Source organism: Bacteroides xylanisolvens XB1A, assembly GCF_000210075.1.
GTDB lineage: Bacteria > Bacteroidota > Bacteroidia > Bacteroidales > Bacteroidaceae > Bacteroides > Bacteroides xylanisolvens.
In genome coordinates, this window is record NC_021017.1 from 1,752,311 (window position 1) to 1,777,494 (window position 25,184).

Annotated in this window: 21 protein-coding genes and 1 pseudogene; 8 read left to right on the forward strand and 14 right to left on the reverse strand. The window is 42.7% G+C overall.

All coding sequences use genetic code 11. From position 1 onward, the window contains the following. On the forward strand, nt 1-437 hold a 437-nt coding region (locus BXY_RS07150), incomplete at its 5' end, for a L,D-transpeptidase (RefSeq protein WP_208946777.1). Between the two features lie 410 nt (nt 438-847). Here the strand turns inward: BXY_RS07150 and BXY_RS07155 are convergent. The 3 genes from BXY_RS07155 to BXY_RS07165 form a co-directional block, all read right to left on the reverse strand. Further along, on the reverse strand, nt 848-1,555 hold the full coding sequence (locus tag BXY_RS07155; protein ID WP_004314009.1) for a DUF5039 family protein: 708 nt from the start codon (nt 1,553-1,555) through the stop codon (nt 848-850). Nucleotides 1,556-1,614: 59 nt separating this feature from the next. Continuing rightward, nucleotides 1,615-2,163 (reverse strand): NUDIX hydrolase, encoded by a 549-nt coding sequence (locus BXY_RS07160; protein ID WP_004314010.1) that lies wholly within the window; start codon nt 2,161-2,163, stop codon nt 1,615-1,617. Between the two features lie 70 nt (nt 2,164-2,233). Continuing rightward, nucleotides 2,234-2,407: a hypothetical protein gene (locus tag BXY_RS07165; RefSeq protein ID WP_008015767.1), complete on the reverse strand. Its 174-nt coding sequence runs from the start codon at nt 2,405-2,407 to the stop codon at nt 2,234-2,236. Between the two features lie 147 nt (nt 2,408-2,554). Here BXY_RS07165 and BXY_RS07170 point away from each other — a divergent pair, with 147 nt between their 5' ends. The 4 genes and pseudogenes from BXY_RS07170 (at nt 2,555) to hydF (ending at nt 7,821) form a co-directional block, all read left to right on the forward strand. Next, nucleotides 2,555-4,024 carry a 4Fe-4S dicluster domain-containing protein gene (locus BXY_RS07170; protein ID WP_004314012.1) on the forward strand — a complete coding sequence of 490 codons (1,470 nt, stop codon included), beginning with the start codon at nt 2,555-2,557 and terminating at the stop codon, nt 4,022-4,024. Further along, nucleotides 4,005-5,051 carry a [FeFe] hydrogenase H-cluster radical SAM maturase HydE gene (hydE, locus tag BXY_RS07175; RefSeq protein WP_015531569.1) on the forward strand — a complete coding sequence of 349 codons (1,047 nt, stop codon included), beginning with the start codon at nt 4,005-4,007 and terminating at the stop codon, nt 5,049-5,051. The genes BXY_RS07170 and hydE overlap by 20 nt, the downstream gene beginning before the upstream one ends. A gap of 82 nt (nt 5,052-5,133) precedes the next feature. Further along, nucleotides 5,134-6,554, forward strand: a pseudogene (gene hydG, locus BXY_RS07180) ([FeFe] hydrogenase H-cluster radical SAM maturase HydG). Between the two features lie 76 nt (nt 6,555-6,630). Continuing rightward, entirely contained in the window at nt 6,631-7,821 is a 1,191-nt protein-coding gene (gene hydF, locus BXY_RS07185; RefSeq protein ID WP_015531572.1) for a [FeFe] hydrogenase H-cluster maturation GTPase HydF, read from the forward strand. Between the two features lie 116 nt (nt 7,822-7,937). On the opposite strand, the gene hisS is transcribed toward hydF, so the two are convergent. The 8 genes from hisS to BXY_RS07225 all read right to left on the reverse strand — a co-directional run bounded on the left by hisS (nt 7,938) and on the right by BXY_RS07225 (nt 17,066). Further along, nucleotides 7,938-9,323 carry a histidine--tRNA ligase gene (gene hisS, locus BXY_RS07190; RefSeq protein WP_009039277.1) on the reverse strand — a complete coding sequence of 462 codons (1,386 nt, stop codon included), beginning with the start codon at nt 9,321-9,323 and terminating at the stop codon, nt 7,938-7,940. Between the two features lie 240 nt (nt 9,324-9,563). Further along, the gene (locus tag BXY_RS07195; RefSeq protein ID WP_004301089.1) at nt 9,564-10,244 is read right to left on the reverse strand and encodes a zinc metallopeptidase; all 681 of its coding nucleotides are present in this window, start codon (nt 10,242-10,244) and stop codon (nt 9,564-9,566) included. Between the two features lie 120 nt (nt 10,245-10,364). Then, nucleotides 10,365-11,663, reverse strand: a complete 1,299-nt coding sequence (locus BXY_RS07200; protein ID WP_008644769.1) for an alpha-L-fucosidase — start codon at nt 11,661-11,663, stop codon at nt 10,365-10,367. A gap of 109 nt (nt 11,664-11,772) precedes the next feature. Beyond that, nucleotides 11,773-13,044, reverse strand: a complete 1,272-nt coding sequence (locus tag BXY_RS07205) for an adenylosuccinate synthase (RefSeq protein WP_004301093.1) — start codon at nt 13,042-13,044, stop codon at nt 11,773-11,775. Then, a complete protein-coding gene (locus tag BXY_RS07210) occupies nt 13,041-13,529 on the reverse strand; it encodes a Fur family transcriptional regulator (RefSeq protein WP_008025868.1) in 489 nt (162 codons plus the stop codon). The genes BXY_RS07205 and BXY_RS07210 overlap by 4 nt, the downstream gene beginning before the upstream one ends. A gap of 256 nt (nt 13,530-13,785) precedes the next feature. Beyond that, the gene (locus BXY_RS07215) at nt 13,786-14,451 is read right to left on the reverse strand and encodes a DNA alkylation repair protein (protein ID WP_004314019.1); all 666 of its coding nucleotides are present in this window, start codon (nt 14,449-14,451) and stop codon (nt 13,786-13,788) included. Nucleotides 14,452-14,457: 6 nt separating this feature from the next. Then, nucleotides 14,458-16,506 carry a dipeptidyl-peptidase 3 family protein gene (locus BXY_RS07220; protein WP_015531573.1) on the reverse strand — a complete coding sequence of 683 codons (2,049 nt, stop codon included), beginning with the start codon at nt 16,504-16,506 and terminating at the stop codon, nt 14,458-14,460. A gap of 95 nt (nt 16,507-16,601) precedes the next feature. Next, nucleotides 16,602-17,066, reverse strand: coding sequence for a helix-turn-helix domain-containing protein (locus BXY_RS07225; RefSeq protein WP_004301101.1), 465 nt, complete (start codon nt 17,064-17,066; stop codon nt 16,602-16,604). A gap of 270 nt (nt 17,067-17,336) precedes the next feature. Here BXY_RS07225 and recQ point away from each other — a divergent pair, with 270 nt between their 5' ends. Then, complete coding sequence (recQ, locus tag BXY_RS07230) at nt 17,337-19,145, forward strand: DNA helicase RecQ (RefSeq protein WP_008025863.1); 1,809 nt, start codon at nt 17,337-17,339, stop codon at nt 19,143-19,145. A gap of 184 nt (nt 19,146-19,329) precedes the next feature. On the opposite strand, the gene BXY_RS07235 is transcribed toward recQ, so the two are convergent. Both BXY_RS07235 and cysK read right to left on the reverse strand, forming a co-directional pair. Further along, a complete protein-coding gene (locus BXY_RS07235; protein WP_004311786.1) occupies nt 19,330-20,148 on the reverse strand; it encodes a tetratricopeptide repeat protein in 819 nt (272 codons plus the stop codon). Between the two features lie 27 nt (nt 20,149-20,175). After that, nucleotides 20,176-21,126, reverse strand: a complete 951-nt coding sequence (gene cysK / locus BXY_RS07240) for a cysteine synthase A (RefSeq protein WP_004311787.1) — start codon at nt 21,124-21,126, stop codon at nt 20,176-20,178. 131 nt (nt 21,127-21,257) lie between these two features. Here cysK and BXY_RS07245 point away from each other — a divergent pair, with 131 nt between their 5' ends. Continuing rightward, on the forward strand, nt 21,258-23,093 hold the full coding sequence (locus BXY_RS07245; RefSeq protein WP_008644767.1) for an LTA synthase family protein: 1,836 nt from the start codon (nt 21,258-21,260) through the stop codon (nt 23,091-23,093). A 95-nt stretch (nt 23,094-23,188) separates the two neighbouring features. After that, a complete protein-coding gene (locus BXY_RS07250; protein ID WP_004311789.1) occupies nt 23,189-23,878 on the forward strand; it encodes a phosphatase PAP2 family protein in 690 nt (229 codons plus the stop codon). Nucleotides 23,879-24,097: 219 nt separating this feature from the next. On the opposite strand, the gene leuB is transcribed toward BXY_RS07250, so the two are convergent. Continuing rightward, nucleotides 24,098-25,159, reverse strand: coding sequence for a 3-isopropylmalate dehydrogenase (gene leuB, locus BXY_RS07255; RefSeq protein WP_004311790.1), 1,062 nt, complete (start codon nt 25,157-25,159; stop codon nt 24,098-24,100). Between the last annotated feature and the right edge of the window lie 25 nt (nt 25,160-25,184).

The following is a 25,184-nucleotide window of genomic DNA, read 5'->3' on the forward strand; positions in this document are numbered from 1 at the left end:
GAGATACGATTGTTTTCAACAAAGCTGTTTTCGTAGACCGCCACAATCAGAATATCGCTGCTCTCGAACGTAGCGGAGAAGGGCAATGGATGGTTCGTAGCATGAATCCTTCCACTACGGGACGTCACCTGCCGCCGTATGCACAGGAAACTCCTTTAGGAATGTTTGTATTACAGGAAAAGAAAGCGAAGATGGTATTTCTAAAAGACGGTTCGAAAGAGACAGGAGGTTATGCTCCTTATGCGAGTCGTTTCACGGATGGAGCCTATATTCACGGAGTACCGGTCAATGCTCCCCGCAAGACACAGATAGAATATAGTCCGTCGTTAGGAACGACACCGCGTTCGCACATGTGCGTACGAAATGCAACTTCCCATGCCAAATTCATTTATGATTGGGCGCCTGTAAATGAAACTATTATTTTTGTATTGGAATAAACGTTGAACAAACATACACCACTATTCCCGAATCGCTACTACCTATCGTCCAAAGTATAACTAGAAAAGTTCTTTTCTATAAGGTGAGAACTTGCTTTTCTCTTGGGGAAAAGTTACTTTCCCCTTACCTCAAACTATAACCGCAAGTTCCGGTTATAAAACTGAAAGCTTCAGTTATGTAATCAAAACTTCCAGTTATATAATCAGAACCTTCGGTTATAGTTTACCTTATGCCCTAAACTAGTTTTCTCCCTATGCAAAAGAAGTTTGCATAGGAGGGGAAAGAACTTTTCTATACGTACTTGAGGGGAAAGATAAAGAGGTCTGAACTTTTCAGTCCAGACCTCCCAGTATAGAAAAGGATTTCTCCATCCCGTATTACCTTAATCAATTATGTGTGAAACTCTCTTTTATTTATCTTCAGTCTTACCCAACCCATACCTTGCTCTTGTTATATTCTGAACAAGTTCTCTCTGCACACTTTCCAATGCGTTTATTTCTTTCTGCAACAACTCCAAAGCAGAACCTTTCTGCAATAAATAAGACCGTTCAGCATATTTTATATAAGAAGTCGGAATCTCCTGCTTCTTTTCTTTATAATGGGCAATCACATACCGCAAAGCTTCCGCCCGATATTTGCTGATCGCTTTCCGTTCGGCATAATACAAATCTTTATAAGGATTTTCTTCACTTCTCAATTTCTTCCAGAATGCAGAAAAAGCAGTCGATACAGCATCCTTCTCCTCTTTGGTTACTGCTTCTTTCTGCTTCTTTGTCAGATCCTTATATTCCTTATATGTATTTAGAAACTTATCCAATTCATCTTTACTGGCTTTATGCGCCAGTCGGTAAGTTTCCAAAGAAGCAGGCCGTTCATATTCGACAACTGTTTGTAGATAAGGCAAGTCGTTCCAGCTTATATATTTATTATTTGCTTCACAATAATCTGCATAAGCCGCCGCAAGCTGCCAACTATATTCTTTTGTCTTTTGATTCAAATCCTCATTGATAGCGGACAAGTTTTTTTCCATCTCTTGCAAGTCCTGCGCTGACACTGTTTGCATACTTCCCCATCCGGAGAGAAACAAACAAAGAATACTCCATAATATAGTTTTCATAATTAGATAATTTAAATTTTCTCCAAAGTTATTATTTCTCTACAAAATTCCAAACGATATTACAGATTTGCTATATATTTCCACAATGGAGCAGCATTCAGCGCCTGCATAATTTCGTTCTTATCAAGCAGGCTTCTCACCTCTTCCAACGTAAGCAGATGTACACTGATATCTTCAGTAGCTTCCAGATGCTGATGGTCTATCAGTTCCACGTCTGTAGCAAGAAAGCAATAAGTCAGATTGGTATGAGTGCTCGGATTAGCGGAAATCACCATATATTCCTGCCAGTTTCCTTTTCCGTAGCCTGTTTCCTCCCACAATTCACGTTGGGCGGACACTAACGGTGAAGCGTCTTCCTTCTCACAGACACCGGCACAAAGTTCATAACAAGTTCGTTCAATTCCCGGACGGTACTGGCGGACAAAAACAAATTTACCATCTTTTGTAATGGCAATCGTATTTACCCAGTCGGGATACTCAAGAATATAATATTCGGGGATATGGTTACCGTTGGGAAGCAACATATCTTCGCAACGCACAGTCAGCCACGGACGGCGAAATAGATATTTACTACTCACCGTTTTCCAGGCTCTATTCTTTTCTTCCATAAGGTCTGTTTTTTCTTCCGGCAAAAATACAAATTTCCCCCGGGTTATCCTACCTTTCGGTTGCTTGTTTTTATTCGTCTGTGTCGATACAAGTGATCTCTATCCCTTGTATCTGCTCCAAGTATTTTTTGGTAGAGCTTACCAAAGAACTTCCCATGTAGAATAAAAACAGCAGACTGATAATAACCATCAATGCGCCAATCATGGCAAAACGACTACGTTGTTCGAAAATACTGCTATTCATAACTCTGCCTCCTCTAAGTTTTTTTGTCCACCACAAAGATAACACGCGAGGGCTACAAAAAAGTTACAAGAATGTTTCAAAAAACTTAAATATTGAAATTCTGTTCGTATCTTTGCACCAACTAACTAACAACCTCTTTATTACAATATGGCATTTACGAATAATATTATGATTGTCCGGCATAAATTGCTGGCAGACCTCGTTAAACTCTGGAAAAACGACGAATTAGTGGAAAAGATAGACCGGCTCCCGATTGAGTTGAGTCCACGAAAATCAAAACCCCTAGGACGGTGTTGCGTACATAAAGAACGCGCAGTGTGGAGGTACAAGACTTTTCCTCTGATGGGACTGGATATGACAGACGAACACGACGAAGTTACCCCGCTTTCTGAATATGCGCGATTGGCATTGAGCCGCCCCGAACCGGACAAGGAAAATATTATGTGCGTCATCGACGAGGCCTGTTCTTCCTGTGTACAGATCAATTATGAAATAACCAACCTTTGTCGCGGATGCGTGGCACGTAGCTGTTACATGAACTGCCCCAAAGATGCGATACGTTTCAAGAAAAACGGTCAGGCAATGATTGACCATGACACATGTGTCAGTTGCGGTATTTGTCACAAGAGTTGTCCTTATCACGCTATTGTATATATTCCCGTGCCTTGTGAAGAGGCTTGCCCGGTAAAAGCTATCAGCAAAGATGAACACGGCATAGAACACATTGATGAAAGCAAGTGTATCTACTGCGGAAAATGCATGAATGCTTGTCCGTTCGGTGCTATCTTCGAAATCTCGCAAACATTCGATGTATTGCAACGCATCCGTAAAGGAGAAAAGATGGTTGCCATCGTTGCTCCGTCTATTCTGGGACAGTTTAAGACTTCTATCGGACAGGTGTACGGTGCTTTCAAAGAAATAGGATTTACAGATGTGATCGAAGTGGCTGAAGGTGCTATGGCAACCACCAGCAATGAAGCACACGAGTTACTGGAGAAATTGGAAGAGGGACAGAAGTTTATGACTACTTCCTGTTGCCCTTCTTATATCGAACTGGTTGAGAAACATATTCCGGATATGAAACCTTACGTTTCTACCACCGGATCACCGATGTACTACGCCGCACGGATTGCCAAAGAGAAGCATCCGGATGCTAAGGTTGTGTTTGTCGGCCCTTGTGTGGCTAAACGCAAAGAAGTACGTCGTGACGAAGCAGTGGATTATATTCTGACGTTTGAAGAAATCGGTTCGATTCTCGACGGGTTGGGTATTGAACTGGAACAGGTACAGGAGTTCTCTGTATTACATACGTCTGTTCGCGAAGCACATGGATTTGCACAGGCAGGTGGTGTGATGGGAGCTGTCAAAGCTTATCTGAAAGAGGAAGCGGATAAAATCAATGCAATACAAGTGTCGGACATCAATAAAAAGAATATCGCTCTGTTGCGTGCCTGCGCCAAGACAGGAAAGGCCGCGGGGCAGTTTATTGAAGTAATGGCATGCGAAGGTGGATGTATCACCGGACCAAGTACGCATAATGATATTGTTTCGGGACGTCGCCAATTGGCACAAGAGCTGCTCAAACGAAAAGAGAGCTATGAAACAATGGATCGATAAACTACGGCAGGAAAGAACACTTAGCCCGGAAGAGCTCCGGCAACTGTTGACCGGATGTGACGCAGAAACCCTGCGTTACATCAATAAACAGGCGCAGGAAGTCGCTCTCCGCCACTTCGGAAATAAGATTTATATCCGTGGACTGATTGAAGTCAGCAATTGCTGCCGGAACAACTGTTATTACTGTGGTATCCGAAAAGGAAATCCAAATATCGAACGTTACCGATTGAACCTGGAAAGTATACTGGATTGTTGCCGGCAAGGATATAAATTAGGTTTCCGCACTTTCGTGCTGCAAGGAGGAGAAGATCCCGCACTGACAGACGATCGGATAGAAATGACTGTTGCCCGTATCAGGCAGAATTATCCGGATTGTGCCATTACACTGTCGCTCGGAGAAAAGTCGCGTGATGCATACGAACGTTTCTTCCGTGCCGGAGCCAACCGTTATCTGTTACGTCACGAAACTCACAATGAGTCGCATTACCGGCAACTGCATCCGGCAGAAATGTCCGGCAAACAGCGCCTGCAATGTTTAGCGGATTTAAAAGACATCGGCTATCAGACAGGAACCGGAATTATGGTCGGCAGCCCAGGGCAAACAGTAGAACATATCATCGAGGATATCTTGTTCATTGAAAAGCTACAGCCGGAAATGATTGGCATCGGCCCTTTCCTACCCCATCATGATACGCCTTTTGCCCAATATCCCAGCGGAACGGTGGAACGGACGATTCTTCTATTATCGATCTTCCGTTTGATGCATCCATCCGCATTGATTCCGGCAACAACGGCTCTCGCCACTCTTATCCCTGATGGCAGAGAGCGGGGTATATTGGCTGGTGCAAATGTGGTTATGCCCAACCTGTCTCCCCGGGAGGAACGGAGAAAATATGAATTATACAATGACAAAGCTTCACTCGGAGCGGAATCCGCCGAAGGACTGGCTACCTTACAAAAGCAGTTGAATACCATCGGCTACGAGATTTCCACTGAAAGAGGCGACTTTAAGCGCACCACAGATTAGACGGATTCACACAGATTTATTTCGAATTAAATTTTAATCTGTGTGAATCCGTCTAATCTGTGGTGAAAAAACAAAGAATATTATGATATACCAAAAAGATTCATCCAAAGCAGAAGAGTTTATCCATCACGAAGAAATTTTGGATACGCTGGAATATGCACAGAACAATAAGGATAATCGTATCCTGATTGAACAACTGATTGAAAAGGCGGCGTTGTGCAAGGGACTGACACACCGGGAAGCGGCTATTCTGCTGGAGTGTAACCAACCTGACCTGATAGAACGTATCTTTCATCTCGCCAAAGAAATCAAACAGAAGTTTTACGGCAACCGTATCGTCATGTTCGCACCGCTTTATTTATCTAATCATTGCGTAAACGGTTGCGTATATTGTCCGTATCATGCCAAAAACAAAACTATTGCACGCAAGAAACTGACACAGGAAGAAATCCGCCGGGAGGTAATTGCTTTGCAGGATATGGGACATAAGCGACTGGCTCTTGAAGCCGGTGAGCATCCGTCACTGAACCCGATAGAATATATTCTGGAATCTATTCAGACGATTTATAGTATCAAGCATAAAAATGGAGCTATCCGCCGGGTAAACGTAAATATCGCAGCCACTACGGTAGAAAATTATCGCCGATTGAAAGAAGCGGGTATCGGCACGTATATCTTATTCCAAGAGACTTATCACAAAGATAACTACGAAGCTCTCCATCCCACCGGACCTAAAAGCAATTACGCTTATCACACCGAAGCGATGGACCGCGCGATGGAAGGAGGAATCGATGATGTAGGCATTGGCGTCCTTTTCGGTTTGAATACTTATCGGTATGATTTTATCGGATTATTAATGCATGCCGAACATTTGGAAGCCAAATTCGGTGTAGGGCCGCATACAATCAGTGTGCCGCGCATCTGTTCGGCAGATGACATCGATGCGGGAGATTTCCCGAACGCTATTTCGGATGAGATATTCAGCAAGATTGTAGCTGTTATCCGAATTGCCGTTCCTTATACGGGAATGATTATTTCTACACGTGAATCGCAAGAATCACGCAAGAAAGTGCTCGAATTGGGTATTTCACAAATCAGTGGCGGTTCACGTACCAGTGTAGGCGGATATGCTGAAACGGAATTACCCGATCATAATTCTGCCCAATTTGATGTGAGCGACACCCGGACATTAGACGAAGTGGTCAACTGGTTGCTCGAACTCGGATATATCCCCAGCTTCTGTACAGCCTGTTACCGGAAGGACGGACGGGAGACCGTTTCATGTCATTAGTGAAATCCGGTCAGATAGCAAACTGTTGCGGACCGAATGCCCTGATGACTCTGAAAGAGTATCTGGAAGATTATGCTTCAGAAGATACGCGACAGAAAGGATTGGAACTGGTTCTAAAAGAAACGGAACGAATCCCCAATCCCAAAATCAGGGAAATAGCTATCCGGAATCTCAAAGCAATAGCTGCAGGACAAAGAGACTTTAGATTTTAAATAATACATTGATGTGCTAACATATCAATCTGCCAATTAGCTACGCACGAATTAACAAGTTGAAAAATTATCAATTATGAGCTTAACAGATACTCCAAATGCTAACAGACTTCATATCACCCTTTTCGGTAGACGGAACAGTGGTAAGTCTTCTCTTATCAATGCGTTGACAGGACAGGACATCGCGCTCGTTTCAAATACTCCCGGAACGACTACCGACCTTGTGTCTAAAGCAATGGAGATTCAAGGTATTGGTCCTTGTCTTTTTATAGATACTCCGGGATTCGATGACGAAGGAGAGCTTGGAGAACTGCGTATCAGCCGGACTTTAAAGGCTATTGAGAAAACGGATATTGCATTGTTATTATGTGAAGACACTACCTTTTTTCATGAAAAAGAGATACTGGCACTATTGAAAGAGAAGAATATCCCTGTCATTCCGGTATTGAATAAAATAGATATACGAGAGAATAGCGATCATTTAGCTACATATATCGAGGAACAATGTAAAATACACCCCTTGCTTATCAGTGCCAAAGAAAAGATAGGAATCGAACTGATCCGGCAAGCCATCCTCGAAAAATTACCTTCGGACTTCGGTCAACAAAGTATCACCGGGGAACTTGTTACAGAGAATGACCTTGTACTTTTAGTAATGCCGCAGGATATCCAAGCTCCCAAAGGCAGACTGATCTTACCGCAAGTGCAGACTATCCGTGAATTGTTGGATAAAAAATGCCTCGTAATGACTTGCACCACTGATAAGTTTTCTGCAACCCTACAAGCCCTTGCCCGTCCTCCGAAGTTAATCATCACCGATTCACAAGTTTTCAAAGCGATTTATGAACAGAAACCAAAGGAAAGTGAACTGACTTCTTTCTCGGTGCTTTTCGCAGGTTATAAGGGTGATATTCACTATTATGTAGAAAGTGCAGCTGTCATCGAAAGACTGACGGAATCGTCACGTGTACTGATAGCGGAAGCTTGTACGCACGCTCCCCTTTCAGAAGATATAGGAAGAGTGAAACTTCCTCGTTTGTTACGGAAACGGATTGGAGAGAATCTGCAAATTGATATGGTAGCAGGAACCGACTTTCCACAAGATCTGACTCCTTACTCTTTAGTTATCCATTGCGGAGCATGTATGTTTAACCGTAAATACGTACTTAGTCGCATCGAACGTGCGCGGGAGCAGCACATTCCTATGACGAACTATGGAGTAGCAATTGCTTTCCTCAATGGAATACTAGATCAAATAAAATATTAAATCCCGATTAAAAGGAAAGAATCCGGTGAAATACCGGACTTTCGCAATATACATAAATTATTAACTGCTCTACTTTGAGAGCAGTTAATAATTTTATAATTTCCATTACTCTCTGCTTATTTCTTCACAACAGCAATCAGTTCTTCTGCCGAAACAAACTTATATTTTCCTGTTTTCATATTCTTCAATCTAATATTCTTTTTATTGTTCATTTCTTTCTCTTCCACTATAGCAACAAAAGGAATATTCTTAGCTTTAGCATAACTCATCTGCTTATTTTGTTGTTTATTTTTTCTTGCTATATCAGGGAAGATTTCCGCATGAATACCAGCATTACGTACTTTATTCAGTATATACATAGAAATTTTAGACTCCTTTTCACCAAGATTCAAAAAAAGGACTTTTGTACCATCTGTTGCTTCTTTTGGATAAAGTTCAAGCTGGTTCAATACATCAAAAATACGGTCAGCACCAAAGGAAATCCCTACACCTGATACATTTTCCAGACCAAATACTCCTGTCAGATTATCATAACGACCGCCACCTGTAATACTACCAATTTGCACATCTAACGCTTTCACTTCAAAAATAGCACCTGTATAATAATTCAATCCACGAGCCAAAGTCAAATCAATCTCCATCTTATTCTTCAATCGAGGAACGTCATTCCACAATGTCTTTCTAATAAAATCTATTTCTTCTACTCCTTGCAAACCAATTTCACTATCTCTCAATATTTTTCTGAGTTTGTTCAACTTTTCCGCATTCGTACCACTAAGAAGAATGATCGGCTGCAACTTGGCAATAGCCTCATCACTGATTCCCTTCTCTTTCAGTTCGGCATTTACATTATCCAAACCGATTTTATCCAATTTATCAATAGCTACGGTAATATCTACAATCTTATCCGATTCGCCTATAATTTCAGCGATGCCGGAAAGAATCTTGCGGTTGTTAATCTTAATACATACACGAATATTGAAACGACTAAAAACGGTATCGACAATCTGCATCAATTCCACTTCGTTCAATAACGAATCGCTTCCTACAACATCGGCATCACATTGATAAAATTCGCGATAACGTCCTTTCTGCGGGCGGTCGGCACGCCATACCGGTTGAATCTGATAGCGTTTGAACGGGAAAGTGATCTCATCACGATGCATCACTACATAACGGGCAAAAGGCACTGTCAAGTCGTAACGCAAACCTTTCTCACAGAATTTGCTTGCCAGTTTGGCAGCATTACGGCTTAACAATTCTTCGTCAGTAATCCCGGAAAAGTAATCTCCAGAGTTCTGAATCTTAAAGAGTAGTTTATCTCCCTCATCGCCGTACTTTCCCATCAATGTAGAAAGCATCTCCATCGAAGGAGTCTCTATCTGCTGGAATCCATACAAATGATATACGTCACGAATCGTATTGAATATATAATTACGCTTCGCCATTTCTACCGGCGAAAAGTCACGAGTTCCTTTAGGAATACTTGGTTTTGCTGCCATAATATTACTGTTTATAATTTTAATTGCGCAAATTTACTGCAAATTTCCGAGCAATACTTACATATATTTGAAAAAATCACCCGTATTGTGTCCATCCCCTATCAATATCGTAAAGAAACACTCAAGTCAGACCCTAAACAATACAAAAAATCCTCCATAGTCTTCGGAAAGACTGCGGAGAATCTTTTTATATTCTATGGAGAGAAGTTAATAAACGTACTTTTCTCCCTTTTTCATTTCTTAGTCTCTTCTACCCATGAAGATCATGATGTAGTATACCAATGTAGCCAGTGAGCCTAATGCAGCAACTACATACGTATAAGCAGCAGAACGAAGAGCATCTTCAGCCTGTGCATGATTGTACGAATTAGTAATGCCGGATGAACTCAACCAGACCAACGCACGTTTACTTGCATTGATTTCCACCGGCAGCGTGATAAAGCTGAACAATGTAGTCATAGCAAACAGGATAATACCTGCCAGCAATAACTGCGGGAAAGAGTTTATCAACAAGATACCACCCAACAATACCCACGTCATAATGGAAGAGGCAAAGTTTACCACCGGAACCAGCGCACTACGCATTTTCAACGGAGCATACATGCGTGCATGTTGTACAGCGTGTCCACATTCATGGGCTGCTACGGCAGCTGCCATTATACTGTTACTTTCATACACCCCTTCACTCAAATTCACCGTTTTGTTAGTAGGATTGTAGTGGTCGGTCAACCGTCCCGGCGTATGTGTAACCTGTACGTCATAAATTCCATTGTCATGCAACATTTTTAAAGCAACGTCGCGTCCTGTCATTCCATTTCCTGTAGGAATCTTAGAGTACTTCTTGAATTTGTTTTGCAAATTCATCTGTACCAACCAACTTACAACAGCGATTCCTATAAATAATACCCAATAAGACATCATATACTTTTCAATTTTAATTATTACTCTATATCTTTATAAACAAATTGTTTGCCAAAAATAAGGGGAAACGTTCAATGTCAGAATAGTTTCCCCTTGCTTTTATGAAGAATTAGCTAAAAATTAGTCAATTGTCAGTTCTACCACATAGTCAATATCTTTCGGAACCTCGGCGAATTCGAGCAAAACACCGGCTTTCGTCTTTGTGAAACGAACCGGAGACTGGTCTTTAAACAAGACTGCCTTCTTGACCTTCTTATCTGACAACGGCAGGAACAAAGCCGCATCTTTCAGGTCGAGAATATGCACATAGAGTTTATTTCCTTTTTGTGTTGTCACTCCCCAATCATGTGGAGCAACTGCACCGCTTCGTGTTCCATAAATCGTTTCACCATATTGTTTCATCCACTCTCCCATCTCTGCCAAGCGTTGTACAGCTACCGCAGGAAGTTCCCCATCGGGTTGAGGGCCGATATTCATCAAAAGATTGGCATTCTTACCGGCTGCCTTCACCAGATAGTGAATCAATGTCTTTGTTGATTTATAATTCTGATCGGTAATCTTATATCCCCACATACCATTCATTGTTTCACAAGTTTCCAACGGCAGACGACTCACCTCCTGTCCGGAAAGTCCCGAAGCATTCTCACCCGGCAGATCGCGTTCGAAAATCTGAATATCTTCTCCATCAAAAGGCGTCTGATGATGATTATTACCCACCAGACACCCCGGTTGGAGTTTGTGAATCAGAGCATACTGTTCCGGTAATTCCCAGTTAAAAGTTTTGGGCTGATCCCACCATCCGTCAAACCAAATAGCACCTATCGGACCGTAATTCGTCAGCAATTCTGTCAACTGGTTATTCATAAATTGATAATAACTTTTCCAATCTCCTTTCGAGTTCAAGCGACCTGTGCCCTGTCCTGTACGTCCCCAGGGATAGTCCTCGCGCGCCCAGTCAAGATGTGAATAATAAAAATGGAGCTTGATGCCCTGCTTGGCACAGGCTGCTGCCAGCTCTTTCACAATATCTCTTTTAAAAGGAGTAGCTTTGACTACGTTATAATCCGAATACTTAGTGTCAAACATAGAAAAACCTTCATGATGACGGGTAGTAAAACAGATATATTTGGCTCCCGAAGCTTTAATAGCCTCCACCCATTTATCCGCGTCAAACTTGGAAGGATAAAATCCGCCTGCCAGTTTGGCATACTCTTTATAATTCAGATTATTGTTTGTCATAGTCCACTCACCGGTAGCGAGCATAGCGTATAGCCCCCAATGAAGAAAAATACCAAACTTATTATCCTGAAATTCCTGCCGTGCTTTCAGATTCTCTTCGGTAGGCTGATAGGAGGATTGCGCAAATACTCCCAAGTTCATTACGAACAACAAAAGGAAAGTTATAAAACGTGTTTTCATAAGGCATACATTATTTTTGTGTGTTTAGGATAGACTATACAAAGGATTGAACAAGAAAGGCGGAGTTTTTCTTCAATCTCCGCCTTTCCTCCATATAATAAATCAATTGTTATTCTTCAGTATAACGCTCGATGGTCTGTGCTCTGTCTGGTCCTACAGATACAATCTTGATTTCTACACCAAGCTGTTCTTCCAGGAAAGTCAGGTAAGCATTGAATTCTTCCGGGAATTCATCTTCGCTCTGCATCTTGGTCATATCTGTCTGCCAGCCCGGAAGCTCTGCATATACAGGTTCTACGCCTTCTGTGATGTCATACGGGAAGTAGTCGATCTCTTCACCGTTCACTTTGTAAGCAACACACGCTTTGATTGTTTCGAAAGTATCGAGTACATCGCTCTTCATCATAATCAATTTGGTAACTCCGTTTATCATAACGGAATACTTCAACGCTACCAGGTCGATCCATCCGCAACGACGTTTACGACCGGTTACAGAACCGAATTCATGTCCCAACGTACACATCTTGTCGCCTGTTTCGTCAAACAGTTCTGATGGGAACGGACCTGCTCCTACACGAGTACAGTATGCCTTGAAGATACCATATACTTCACCGATACGGTTAGGTGCCACTCCAAGTCCGGTGCAGGCTCCCGCACATACGGTATTGGAAGAAGTCACAAACGGATATGAACCGAAATCAATATCAAGCATAGTACCCTGCGCTCCTTCACAAAGCACGCTCTTACCATCCTTCAACAGGTTATTCACTTCATGTTCGCTATCTACGAAATGGAATTGTTTCAGGTATTCGATACCTTCCAACCATGCTTTTTCCAGTTCAGTAAGATCGTATTCATAATTCAAGCTCTTCAGAATTTGTTCGTGACGAGCTTTTGCGGCAGCATACTTCTGATCGAAATTATGAAGAATATCACCTACACGAACACCGTTACGGCTCACTTTATCCGTGTAAGTAGGGCCGATACCCTTACCAGTAGTTCCTACTTTAGCATCACCTTTGGCTGCTTCGTATGCAGCATCCAGAATACGGTGTGTCGGAAGAATAAGATGAGCTTTCTTTGAAATGTGCAAACGTTCTTTCAGCGGATGACCCGATGCTTCAAGTGCTTCTGCCTCTGCTTTAAACAATGCCGGATCAAGTACCACACCGTTACCGATGATGTTTACCTTGTTTCCTTGAAAAATACCGGAAGGAATAGAGCGAAGCACATATTTCTGTCCTTCAAACTCAAGCGTGTGACCGGCATTCGGGCCGCCCTGAAAACGAGCAACCACATCATACTTAGGTGTTAAAACGTCGACTACTTTTCCTTTACCTTCGTCGCCCCATTGTAATCCTAATAGAACATCTACTTTCATTTTTCTTTTTTATTGTTGTTATTTACTTTTTTCCGTTTGTTAGCTCTGTCGCACTTACTACATACTCCATATATATATAAGGAGTAATGTGAAAGCTGGAAGCGGCTCAATTTCGTATTTTCAATGGCTTGCTGCAGTTCCTCGTTCTGAAACTCGGTCACTTTACCACATTGAGTACATATCTGGTGATGATGTGTCTCGCGATTATATGATTTTTCGTATTGGGAGGAAGTACCGAACTGATGCTTAATGACCAGCCGTGCATTGATAAGAAGAATAATGGTGTTGTAGAGAGTCGCCCGGCTCACCCGGAAATTCTCCTGGTCCATCATCCGTGAATAAAGCATGTCAATATCGAAATGACCGTCGATAGAATAAATAGTATCGAGTATGGCGTAGCGTTCAGGAGTCTTTCGATGCCCGTTCGCCGTGAGATATTCCGTGAATATCTGCCTTACTGTATCTTTCACGTTTTGAGTTTCCATCATCAGCCAAAATTAGCGCGAACAAAGTTAAGCCTTTTTTGCGGAAAGCAAATGATAAAGAGAAGTTTTTTTAGTTCATCACAGAGTTAGACAGTTTTTTTATAAATTAAATGGAGGCTATCATTCGTTTTGTAGATTGGCTTATATAATAAACGAATAACAAGACGGTTTATTTTTTAGACGCGTCATCCGTGTTATCCGCGTCTAAAAAATTAAACCGTTATTTAATAAAAGGACTTACTCCATGAAAATAAGATTAGTCTACAGCAAGCTCTTCTTTCACCATATTGTAGAGCATCTGCTCTCCTTCCAAGGTAGAATCAGCCATACCTTCCACCAGGCGGCATACTTGAAAAGCATGTTCCTCGCTATGCTGCATATATTTGCGGATAACCAGCAAAGCAGCGTTACGAATATGATAACTGTCGGAATGTACCGCACAAATCGCCTGGTCGAGCAATTCGCCGGAGGCACGTTCAGTCATATCCCCTTTCTTCATCAGAAGACGGGCGGCAGTCAGGAAACCACAAGTCTGCACATACTCCTGTTCGTCGGCAATCCAGTGAAAGGATTTGGCCGGAGCATACGGTAAATGCTGGAAGAGATTCATACAAGTCAGTTCTGCTATTTCGATATTCCGGATGTTTTCCACCCAAATATCGGCTATCTCGGGATAAAACGTTTCGATCGGCTGAAGCATTCCCGCCAGAATCTTACACTCGCGAATTTCCTCTTTCCATAAAGCCTGCGCCAGGTCATGATTCTTTTCGTAACCTTCGGCAATCATCTTGATACGAGGCAGTTCCACTCCGAAATTGAGTTTATAAACTAGCCCTTTCTCGCGCATACTTTGGGACACAGCCCCGTTCATAGAGAGACGGAGCTGTGTCTTGATATCTTTCAATTGTTCTTTAATATCCATTTCAGATCAGTTGTTTATGGAAGGCAGCGGAGAATAATCAGTGCTGTAACGCAACATTTGTTCTACATAACCTTCATCATAAGAAACCGTGACATCCGTAACGTTTCCGTTTTCATCTGTCACCAGTTCGTATTTCGGATTCACAAAACCTTTATAAGGAGCCAGATTCAACTTCTTATAACGTTCCAGAACTTCTGCATGTAAAGCCGGATCTACTTTTACGGCATAGTTTTCTACCAATGAACGGGCACCTTCGAAGTCGCCTGTCGATTTGATTCGCTGGATTTCAGCCAACAATTCGCCGAAAAGCTCGCGTACTTTCTGATAGTCATTGATAACCACATAAGTCTTTCCGCCTTTCTTCACCAATTCCACCACTTTATCGGCAGCCCCCTTCTCAAATACCCAACGGGCTATCAACTGGCGGTTGCGCATGTGAGCTTCTTCCACAGTATTGCCTGGTTCGATACGTACCAACTGCGTCATCAGACCGTTCATCAGATAAGTATAATATTGAGCTTTATAAGCATCGGGAGAAGAGAGAAGTCCCAGTTCTACCAGCTTGGGGTCAGCCACATAATACAATCCGAACAAATCGGCACGCGCCTCTTCGATGGTAGAGCCGTATGCTTTCAAAGCATCAGGGTCTACACCCGGAAGTAACTTACCGGAACCGTGTCCCAAACATTCGTGCAAATCCGTATGCAGCTCATCCGTTAAGTCAGAATAGGCATCGATCAGTTGTATTTCCGCATCGCTATAAACAAATTCTTCGTTGAATCCGTTTCCGTGAGCGGCTTTATTATAAGCATCTGTTATATTTCCGATTGTCACCGATTTAGAACCGTGGTGAGCACGAATCCAGTTTGCATTCGGCAGATTGATACCGATAGCCGTTGCCGGGTAAAGATCACCTGCAAGGATAGCGGCAGTAATCACTTTAGCCGATACCCCTTTTACCTTTTCTTTCTTGAAAGATTTATCTACCGGAGAATGATCTTCAAACCACTGCGCATTGCTACTGATTATCTCTGTGCGGTGCGTTGATTCCAAATCTTTGAAATTCACCAAAGACTCCCAGCTCGCTTTCATACCCAACGGGTCACCGTAACTTTCAGTAAATCCATTCACAAAGTCGATTCGTGAATCAAGGTCTTTCACCCAAAGAATGGCATATTCATCGAAATCTTTCAGATTGCCTGTTTCATAGAATTGAATCAGTTTGGTGATGACGGCCTTTTGTGCCTCATTCTCTGCTACACCTTCCGCTTTCTTCAGCCAATAAACAATCTTCTCTATTGCCTGTGTATAGAGTCCGCCTACTTTCCAAACTTTCTCCTCCAACTTTCCGTTTTCTTTGACCAGCCGACTGTTCAGCCCGTAAGAAACCGGTGTTTCGTCTTTCGGGTCTTTCAGGGCGCTATAAAAACTCTCTGCCTCTTTCTGCGTCACTCCGTCATAATAGTTACAAGCAGAAGTCAACACAAGATCTTCGCCATCTGCCTGGTTTACCCGTTTCGGCATAACAGTCGGATCGAAAATCACCGGAAACAGTTCGGCACAAAGTTGTTCGGCAGTCTGTCCTTTCGCCAACGGCAGCAACTTGGCATCTATACCGAGTACAGCCTGTTTCAAGAACTCCTGCGAGAAGTTGGGCACGAATTTCTCCGTACCATAGTGGTGATGAATACCATTGGAGAACCATACCCTTTTCAGATACACCTCCATATTTTTAAAATCAGGCGTTGTTTTATCTCCCTGATAGTTTGTATATACTGCTTCGAGCATCCGACGGATTCTCAAATTATATTTTCCATTCTGGTCAAACAGAATATCCCTTCCTTCCAGAGCAGCCTCTGTCAGGTAATAAATCAGTTCCTTCTGTTTCAGCGTCAGTTCCTCAAATCCGGGAACTTTATAACGCAATATCTGTAAATCAGCAAATTGTTCCACTGTATAATCAAATTTGTCTGCTTCAGCAGTTGTTGTTTTACTTCCTCCGCACGATGTTAAAAGCGTAGCGGCCACTGTCATTAAAATCAGATGTTTTTTCATAATGCTAGCATTGATTAATTAAAATGAGAAAAGGAATTATCTCCAAAATCTTTCATTTAGAGGTAATTCCTTTTGACTAATTTCGGAACGCGCAATTATTTCTTATTTTCGAGATGTTTTTTGCGATATCCATTAGGAGTCTCACCTACGTTTTTGTAAAATGCAGCGTAAAAAGATTGACGATTTGCAAAGCCAACCATGGCACTAATTTCTTCCACATTTTTGTCGGCATAACGTTTGTCAGTCAATAAATGCAAAGCATCTTTTACTCTGTATTCATTCAACAGGCAAGAATAGTTCATGCCAAAGCGTGAGTTTACTACTGCAGAAAGGTAACGAGTATTCGTCTTCAATTCTTTCGCCAAGTCCTTAGCTGAATAGTCAGGATCCTTGTACTTCTTCTGTACAACGATGATATTCAGGATCTTGTCATACAACTCGTCTGCCAATTCCGGTCTAATCAAAGACCTGTATGCAGCCTTCTTTTCTTTCTTTTCCCTCAAATTGTAGGGACGTTTTTTCGGAGTTTCTTCCGTTTTTTTGTTCTCTAAATCGCTCATTGAATTAACTGGTTAGGGTTTGTTCATTTGTTAATAATTGCTCATTTGCAACGTAACATGTTACAAATGTCTTACTTTTTTTTTAAACACACAATTATTTTGTGCATTTTTTTTCTAAATAAACAATCAAAAACCTTGAAAAAGAAGGAATGAGTCCGAATAATAAGAAACTTTAACTTATTTATAATTCATATCAGAAACAGAAATCTACACATGATGAAAAATTGCCAAAGAAAAATGTACCTTTGCAGCATGGATAAATCAGCATCAATGAGAGAGACTTTAAAGACATATTTCGGGTACGATAATTTCCGTCCTCTGCAAGAAGAAATCATCCGACACATCCTGAACAAACAGGATGCATTGGTATTAATGCCCACTGGTGGGGGGAAATCAATCTGTTACCAACTTCCCGCACTGCTTTGCGAAGGTACTGCCGTTGTCGTTTCTCCCCTCATCTCATTGATGAAAGATCAGGTAGAAGCATTGCTGGCAAACGGCATCGCTGCCGGAGCGCTGAACAGCAGTAATGACGAAACAGAAAACGCTAATCTGCGCCGCGCATGCATTGAAGGTCGCCTGAAGCTGCTTTACATTTCACCGGAAAAACTTTTAGCTGAAAAGGACTATTTGTTGCGGGATATGAACATCTCTCTGTTTGCTATTGATGAAGCTCATTGTATTTCGCAATGGGGACATGATTTCCGTCCGGAATACACACAAATGGGAGTGCTCCACCAACAATTTCCGCAAATACCAATTGTCGCACTAACTGCCACCGCGGATAAAATCACGCGTGAAGACATCGTACGGCAATTGCATCTGAACCATCCGCGTACCTTCATTTCCTCGTTCGACCGTCCCAACATCAGCCTGACTGTGAAACGTGGATTTCAAGCGAAGGAAAAGAACAAGGCTATCTTAGAATTTATCCACCGCCACGGGGAAGAAAGCGGGATTATTTACTGCATGAGTCGAAGTAAGACGGAAACCGTCGCACAGATGTTACAGAAGCAGGGTATCCGCTGCGGTGTTTATCACGCCGGGTTATCCACTCAACACCGGGACGAAACACAGAATGATTTTATTAACGACCGCATACAAGTGGTATGTGCCACCATTGCTTTTGGAATGGGGATTGATAAATCAAATGTCCGCTGGGTGATACATTATAACCTGCCTAAAAGTATAGAAAGCTTTTATCAGGAAATAGGACGTGCCGGACGTGACGGGCTTCCCAGCAATACTGTCCTGTTTTATTCATTAGGCGACTTAATATTACTAACTAAATTCGCTTCGGAAAGTAATCAGCAAAATATCAATCTGGAAAAGCTCCAACGTATGCAGCAATACGCAGAGGCCGATATTTGCCGACGAAGAATCTTATTAAGCTACTTCGGAGAAACAACAACAGAGGATTGCGGTAACTGCGATGTTTGTAAAAATCCCCCTCAACGATTCGACGGTACAGTCATCGTGCAAAAAGCATTAAGTGCCATCGCACGCACAGAACAACAAATCAGCACAGGAGTGTTGATTGATATTCTTCGTGGAAACTATTCTGCGGAAGTAACCGGAAAAGGGTATCAGGAACTTAAAACGTTCGGTGCCGGACGCGACATTCCTCCTCGTGACTGGCAAGACTATCTGCTTCAAATGCTGCAACTCGGCTACTTTGAAATAGCTTATAATGAGAATAATCATCTCAAAATAACGTCAAGCGGAAGTGATGTTCTCTTCGGAAGGACACAAGCGGCATTGGTAGTTATCCAGCATGAGGAAGCAGTTACCCGAAAAGGAAAAAAGAAAAAAGTGGTTATCGCCAAAGAACTCCCCTTCGGCGCGGCAGGCGGCGAAAGCCAAGATTTGTTCGAAGCATTGCGAGGATTAAGAAAACAACTTGCCGATCAGGAAGCTTTGCCCGCCTATATCGTCTTGTCAGACAAAGTGTTGCATCTGCTTTGCATCTCACGTCCCACCACCATCGAAGAGTTTGGAGAAATCAGTGGTATCGGCGAACACAAGAAAAAGAAATATGGAAAGGATTTCGTAAACCTGATTAGACAGTTCGTAGAATAAAAGAAATTCTTGAATAGTATATATTAACGAGTCACCTGACTAATGATTATTCGTTCCACCCGGGTTATCCTTTCGTTCCACATAGGTAGAACTAAAGGGAAACAACTGTGGAACGAACTAATGTCCATAGCAAAAGGCGCTCACTTATGTAAACCGGAAAGATATAGTTGGCTTATTAATAACTTCACTTGCATTGCCGCAATTGCTCGTGCAAATCAGCCGGAGGCACTCCCAATGAAATAGCTTTTTCAAAGTCAGCTTTTGCCAATCCTTTCTTCTTCTGTGCCAGGTAGATATTTCCACGCAACAGATAAGCATCAGCCGAGGCAGCATCCAACCGGATGGCTTCCTCCAAATCGACCAATGCCAAATCTTCATGTTTCATCTCACGTTCCACATCGGCACGGGCAATATAGAGCGTCGCATCTTCAGGAGTGGCCGCAAGCATCTTATTCAATATTTCAAGAGCTTCCCGGAATTTTCCTTCTTTCTGCTCCAAAGTAGCCAGTCCCAGCCGTCCGCTATAGCTCTGCGGATCGAGCTCCAATAAACGATTATAATCTATTCTCGCAGCCGGATAATCGCGGCGGAGCACATAAATATAAGCACGCATCAACAAAGCTTCTTTGTTCTGCTTGTCCTCGTCCAACACCTGGCAATAATCCGTATAAGCACGGTCTGTTTTTCCCATTTCCATATAAATGGCGGCACGGTCGAGCAAAATAGGGACTGCCAAAGGAGCAAAGTTCAGTGCAAAAGAATAAGATTCCAATGCCTTATCAAACTCGCCCAAACGGCGCTGAACCAACCCCAAGTTAGAAAAGAGCAGTGCATTCTTTGCATTTTTCGGTTCCAACTTCAAAGCCTGAAGCAAAAGTTCCTCTGCCTGGGGAAGACTGTCTTTTTCGATACACTCAATGGCTCTCTCGGACAATTGCTGATAGGTTTGCGCAAAGGTAACAGCCGGAAAACAAAAAAGCAAAGCTATAATTATTCTTACCATGGTTCAGGTCTTTTTATAGTGAATGAATTAATCCAATGGATATGCGTCAAAAGCAAACAGTTCGGTCGACAAATAACGCTCTCCCGTATCAGGTAACAACGCTACTATTTTTTTGTTCTTAAATTCCGGGCGTTGTGACAGTTGACGGGCGGCATACACAGCTGCTCCCGAAGAAATACCCGCCAACAGACCTTCTGTTGCCGCTAACTCACGTCCTGCACGAATCGCTTCATCATCTGGCACGCCTATTACTTCATCCACCACCGAAGCATCATAAAGCTTCGGGATAAAATTCGCTCCAATACCTTGAATACGATGCGAGGCCGCCTCTCCGCCTGCCAACACTGGAGACGATGCCGGTTCCACAGCAACAATATAAATATTCGGATTATGTTTCTTCAAAGCACGAGCTACCCCGCAGACTGTTCCCCCGGTACCAACTCCGGCTACAAAAACGGCCACTTCACCGTCTGTATCCCTCCAAATTTCTTCACCCGTTGTCCGTTCATGAACAGCAGCATTGGCGGGATTTTCAAATTGTTGCAAAATCACCGAACCGGGAATACTATCACGCAACTCCTGCGCTTTGGCAATGGAAGCTGCCATCCCTCCCAGCCCATCTGTCAATACAATCTGCGCACCCAACGCTTTCAACAGATTCCGCCGTTCCAGACTCATCGTTTCGGGCATGGTCAATATCAGGTGATACCCTTTAATAGTAGCCACCATTGCCAACCCTACACCTGTATTTCCGCTTGTCGGCTCAATAATCGTTGCACCGGGTTTCAATGCTCCACGAGCTTCCGCATCTTCAATCATCGAAAGAGCGACTCTGTCTTTTACACTTCCCGCCGGATTAAAAGCCTCCAGTTTGGCAATAATATTTTGTTCCAGACCATACTTTCCACTATAACCGGAAAGTTCCATCAAAGGGGTATTCCCCACTAAATCTGTTAGTTTCTTTGCAATCTTTGCCATCTTATTACTTCATTTTTGTCACAGACACGACAAAGATATGGAAAAAAAGGTATGTTTTACATCACATCATGAGAAAGATAAGGAAAAGTATAGTAACTTTGTATCCGTTCAATCTTTTTAAGTTTACATATATGAAAAAGAGAATTATACAATTTCTCACGACCTATTTTTTATTTGTTCTTTTATTCGTTCTTCAGAAACCAATCTTCATGGTTTACTACCATGACTTATATACTAATGTATCTTTGGGTGACTATTTCCGCGTCATGTGGCACGGATTACCACTGGATTTATCTCTTGCGGGCTACCTGACCGCTATCCCCGGAATCCTGCTCATTGCTTCCGCCTGGACAAATTCATCCATACTCCGCCGCATCCGGCAAGGATATTTCGGAGTAATAGCCTTTGTCATGGCCTGCATTTTTATCATCGACCTGGGATTGTATGGCTTTTGGGGATTCCGTCTGGACGCCACTCCTATTTTCTATTTTTTCTCTTCTCCCAAAGATGCCATGGCAAGTGTCAGTTTTTGGTTCGTACTACTTGGAATTCTGGCTATATTGATCTATGCAGCAATTCTATACTGTATTTTCTATTGTGTCCTTATCCGGGAGAAAAAGCCTCTGAAAATACCTTATCGACGCCAGAATGTCTCGCTTGCACTGCTTTTGCTGACAGCGGCACTCTTCATCCCTATCCGGGGCGGATTCAGCGTATCCACCATGAATTTAAGCAAGGTGTATTTCAGTCAGGACCAACGCATGAATCATGCAGCCATTAATCCGGCATTCAGCTTCATGTATTCTGCCACCCATCAGAATAATTTCGATAAGCAGTATCGCTTCATGGACCCGAAAATAGCCGACGAATTATTTGCAGAGATGGTAGACAAACCCGTCGCAGTAACCGACAGCATCCCCCAATTATTGAATACACAACGCCCGAACATTATTTTCATTATCCTTGAGAGTTTCTCCACACACTTGATGGAAACTTTCGGAGGACAACCCAATGTGGCTGTCAACATGGATAAATTCGCAAAAGAAGGCGTATTATTCAGCAACTTCTACGGCAGCAGTTTCCGCACAGACCGCGGACTGGCATCTATCATCAGCGGATATCCCGGACAGCCGAGCACCAGCATCATGAAATATCCCGAAAAGACGGACAAACTTCCTTCCATCCCCCGCAGCTTGAAAAATGCAGGATACAGCCTCGAATACTACTATGGAGGAGATGCCGATTTCACCAATATGCGCTCTTACCTGGTATCTTCCGGAATCGAGAAGATTATTTCCGATAAAGATTTCCCTCTGTCCGAACGTACCGGAAAATGGGGAGCACAAGATCACGTTTTGTTCCAACGCCTGATGAAAGACCTGAAAGAAGAAAAACAAGAAGAGCCATTCCTGAAACTGGTTCAGACATCAAGCAGCCACGAACCATTCGAAGTTCCGTTCCACAGGCTGGATGATAAAGTCCTCAACTCCTTTGCGTATGCCGACAGTTGTGTGGGAAATTTCGTGAAACAGTATCAGGAAACACCGTTATGGAAAAACACACTGTTTGTTCTCGTTCCCGATCATCAGGGTGCATACCCATACCCGATAGAAAATCCGCTGGACGGACAAACCATTCCGCTGATTTTAATCGGAGGTGCAATTAAACAACCTCTCGTAATAGATACCTATGCTTCGCAAATTGACATTGCCGCCACTTTGCTCGCTCAATTAGGATTGCCGCACGATGAATTTACTTTCAGCAAGAATATCCTGAATCCGGGTTCTCCTCATTTCGCATACTTTACCCGGCCGGATTATTTCGGAATGATTACTGCCGATAACCAATTGGTGTACAATCTGGACGCCAATACCGTACAACTGGACGAAGGCACCGCCAAAGGAGCTAACCTGGAAAAAGGAAAAGCGTTCTTACAGAAGCTCTACGATGATCTTGCCAAACGCTAATTATTAAGAAATATGGAATATTTATAAGGTAATATAGGACATTTACTATTCTTTATTGTATATTTGCGACGTTAAAAATAGATCAATAAAGCCGGATGATACATAGCGAAATCGTGCAATTCCTTTCGGAGATAGATACAAATATCTTCTTATCTTTCAATGGTATACACTCCCCTTTCTGGGATTATTTCATGAGTTCCTTTACGGGTAAAATAATCTGGGTTCCCATGTATGCCACCATATTATACATATTATTAAGAAATTTCCATTGGAAGGTAGTCGTATGTTATGTGGCAGCTATCGCGCTCACGATAACCTTTGCCGACCAAATGTGCAGCAGTATCATCCGCCCGGTAGTGGCACGCCTGCGTCCCGCCAATCCGGACAACCCTATTGTGGATATGGTATATATCGTAAACGGGTATCGTGGAGGAAGTTATGGTTTCCCATCGTGCCATGCGGCCAATTCATTGGGTCTTGCCATGTTTGTAGTATTTCTGTTCCGTAAACGTTGGCTAAGTATTTTCATCGTAACTTGGGCAATTCTTAACTGCTATACACGTATATACTTGGGTGTACATTATCCCGGTGATTTACTCGTAGGAGGTATTATCGGAGGATTCGGCGGTTGGCTATTCTGTACTATCGCTCACAAAATAGCCATTTATTTGGAACCTTCCACCCGTACGAAGAGAAAAGATATAAAACAATGGCCAGTCACTATTTATGTAGGATTGCTGACAGTGCTCGGTATCATTATATATTCCATAATTAAAAGCTGGTAAGGTTCACCACAGATTGCACAGATTCACACAGATTTCAAATGATAAAAAAGATATTCCACAAGAAGAATGAAGAGTAAGTGGAGTTATCAAACAAAATCTGAATATTAAAAATCACCCACGTTATAGATAGCTATAACGTGGGTGAAATTATTTATAAAGGGCTGTTATACAGCTCCATCAGCAATCTGTGTGAATCGGTGTAATCTGTGGTGTAGAATATCAAGCTTTCTTGATATAATCAACAATCCACTGTCCTACTTCTTTCGTTCCGTATTTAGCACCGTCAGCCACCTGAATTTCCGGTGTACGTACATTCTCATCCAAAGAAGCGTCTACTGCTTTACGAATCAGCGCACCCTCTTCTTTGCAATCGAAATACTCGAACAACATAGCTACGGAAAGAATTTGTGCCAACGGATTAGCAATATTCAATCCTTTAGCCTGCGGCCATGAACCGTGAATCGGTTCAAACACCGGAGTACTCTCGCCTGTGGAAGCAGAAGGAAGCAAGCCCATAGAACCACTGATTACAGAACCTTCGTCAGTCAGAATATCACCGAAGGTGTTTTCCGTTACCATCACATCGAAGAAAGCAGGTTCCTGAATCATCTTCATTGCAGCATTGTCCACAAACATATAATCTGTTGTCACTTCCGGATAGTTCGGAGCCATTTCCTGTGCAATCTGACGCCACAGACGGGAAGAAGCCAACACGTTTGCCTTATCTACCACCGTCAGGTGTTTTCTGCGCTTCATCGCATATTCAAAAGCCACTTTCAAGATACGTTCGATTTCCGGGCGAGTATAATAGTTGGTATCATACGCTTTGTCATTATCCTGATACTTTTCACCGAAATACATACCTCCGGTCAACTCACGGATACAGATAAAATCTGCGTTCTCTACCAGTTCCGCACGCAACGGAGATTTGTGAATCAGGCATTTGAATGTCTGCACCGGACGGATATTAGCGAAAAGTCCCAATTTCTTACGCATCGCCAACAAACCTTGTTCCGGACGTACCTTAGCAGTAGGGTCGTTATCAAATTTCGGATCGCCTACGGCAGAGAATAAAACAGCATCCGCATCTTTACAAACCTGATAGGTTGCTTCCGGAAACGGATCGCCTACTTTATCAATCGCATCAGCTCCACAGATTGCATATTCGTAACTTACTTTGTGGCCAAACTTCTCGCAAACAGCACTCATCACATCTACACCTTGCACAGAGATCTCCGGTCCGATGCCGTCGCCTGCTAATACAGCAATTTTAAAATCCATAATCGTTTATTCTTCTATTTATATA

Excerpts from the sequence above, each read along its gene's own strand:
- BXY_RS07155 (WP_004314009.1), bottom strand. The coding sequence starts at position 1,555 with ATGAAAACTATATTATGGAGTATTCTTTGTTTGTTTCTCTCCGGATGG.
- BXY_RS07160 (WP_004314010.1), bottom strand. The coding sequence starts at position 2,163 with ATGGAAGAAAAGAATAGAGCCTGGAAAACGGTGAGTAGTAAATATCTA.
- BXY_RS07165 (WP_008015767.1), bottom strand. The coding sequence starts at position 2,407 with ATGAATAGCAGTATTTTCGAACAACGTAGTCGTTTTGCCATGATTGGC.
- BXY_RS07170 (WP_004314012.1), top strand. The coding sequence starts at position 2,555 with ATGGCATTTACGAATAATATTATGATTGTCCGGCATAAATTGCTGGCA.
- hydE (WP_015531569.1), top strand. The coding sequence starts at position 4,005 with ATGAAACAATGGATCGATAAACTACGGCAGGAAAGAACACTTAGCCCG.
- hydF (WP_015531572.1), top strand. The coding sequence starts at position 6,631 with ATGAGCTTAACAGATACTCCAAATGCTAACAGACTTCATATCACCCTT.
- hisS (WP_009039277.1), bottom strand. The coding sequence starts at position 9,323 with ATGGCAGCAAAACCAAGTATTCCTAAAGGAACTCGTGACTTTTCGCCG.
- BXY_RS07195 (WP_004301089.1), bottom strand. The coding sequence starts at position 10,244 with ATGATGTCTTATTGGGTATTATTTATAGGAATCGCTGTTGTAAGTTGG.
- BXY_RS07200 (WP_008644769.1), bottom strand. The coding sequence starts at position 11,663 with ATGAAAACACGTTTTATAACTTTCCTTTTGTTGTTCGTAATGAACTTG.
- BXY_RS07205 (WP_004301093.1), bottom strand. The coding sequence starts at position 13,044 with ATGAAAGTAGATGTTCTATTAGGATTACAATGGGGCGACGAAGGTAAA.
- BXY_RS07210 (WP_008025868.1), bottom strand. The coding sequence starts at position 13,529 with ATGGAAACTCAAAACGTGAAAGATACAGTAAGGCAGATATTCACGGAA.
- BXY_RS07215 (WP_004314019.1), bottom strand. The coding sequence starts at position 14,451 with ATGGATATTAAAGAACAATTGAAAGATATCAAGACACAGCTCCGTCTC.
- BXY_RS07220 (WP_015531573.1), bottom strand. The coding sequence starts at position 16,506 with ATGAAAAAACATCTGATTTTAATGACAGTGGCCGCTACGCTTTTAACA.
- BXY_RS07225 (WP_004301101.1), bottom strand. The coding sequence starts at position 17,066 with ATGAGCGATTTAGAGAACAAAAAAACGGAAGAAACTCCGAAAAAACGT.
- recQ (WP_008025863.1), top strand. The coding sequence starts at position 17,337 with ATGAGAGAGACTTTAAAGACATATTTCGGGTACGATAATTTCCGTCCT.
- BXY_RS07235 (WP_004311786.1), bottom strand. The coding sequence starts at position 20,148 with ATGGTAAGAATAATTATAGCTTTGCTTTTTTGTTTTCCGGCTGTTACC.
- cysK (WP_004311787.1), bottom strand. The coding sequence starts at position 21,126 with ATGGCAAAGATTGCAAAGAAACTAACAGATTTAGTGGGGAATACCCCT.
- BXY_RS07245 (WP_008644767.1), top strand. The coding sequence starts at position 21,258 with ATGAAAAAGAGAATTATACAATTTCTCACGACCTATTTTTTATTTGTT.
- BXY_RS07250 (WP_004311789.1), top strand. The coding sequence starts at position 23,189 with ATGATACATAGCGAAATCGTGCAATTCCTTTCGGAGATAGATACAAAT.
- leuB (WP_004311790.1), bottom strand. The coding sequence starts at position 25,159 with ATGGATTTTAAAATTGCTGTATTAGCAGGCGACGGCATCGGACCGGAG.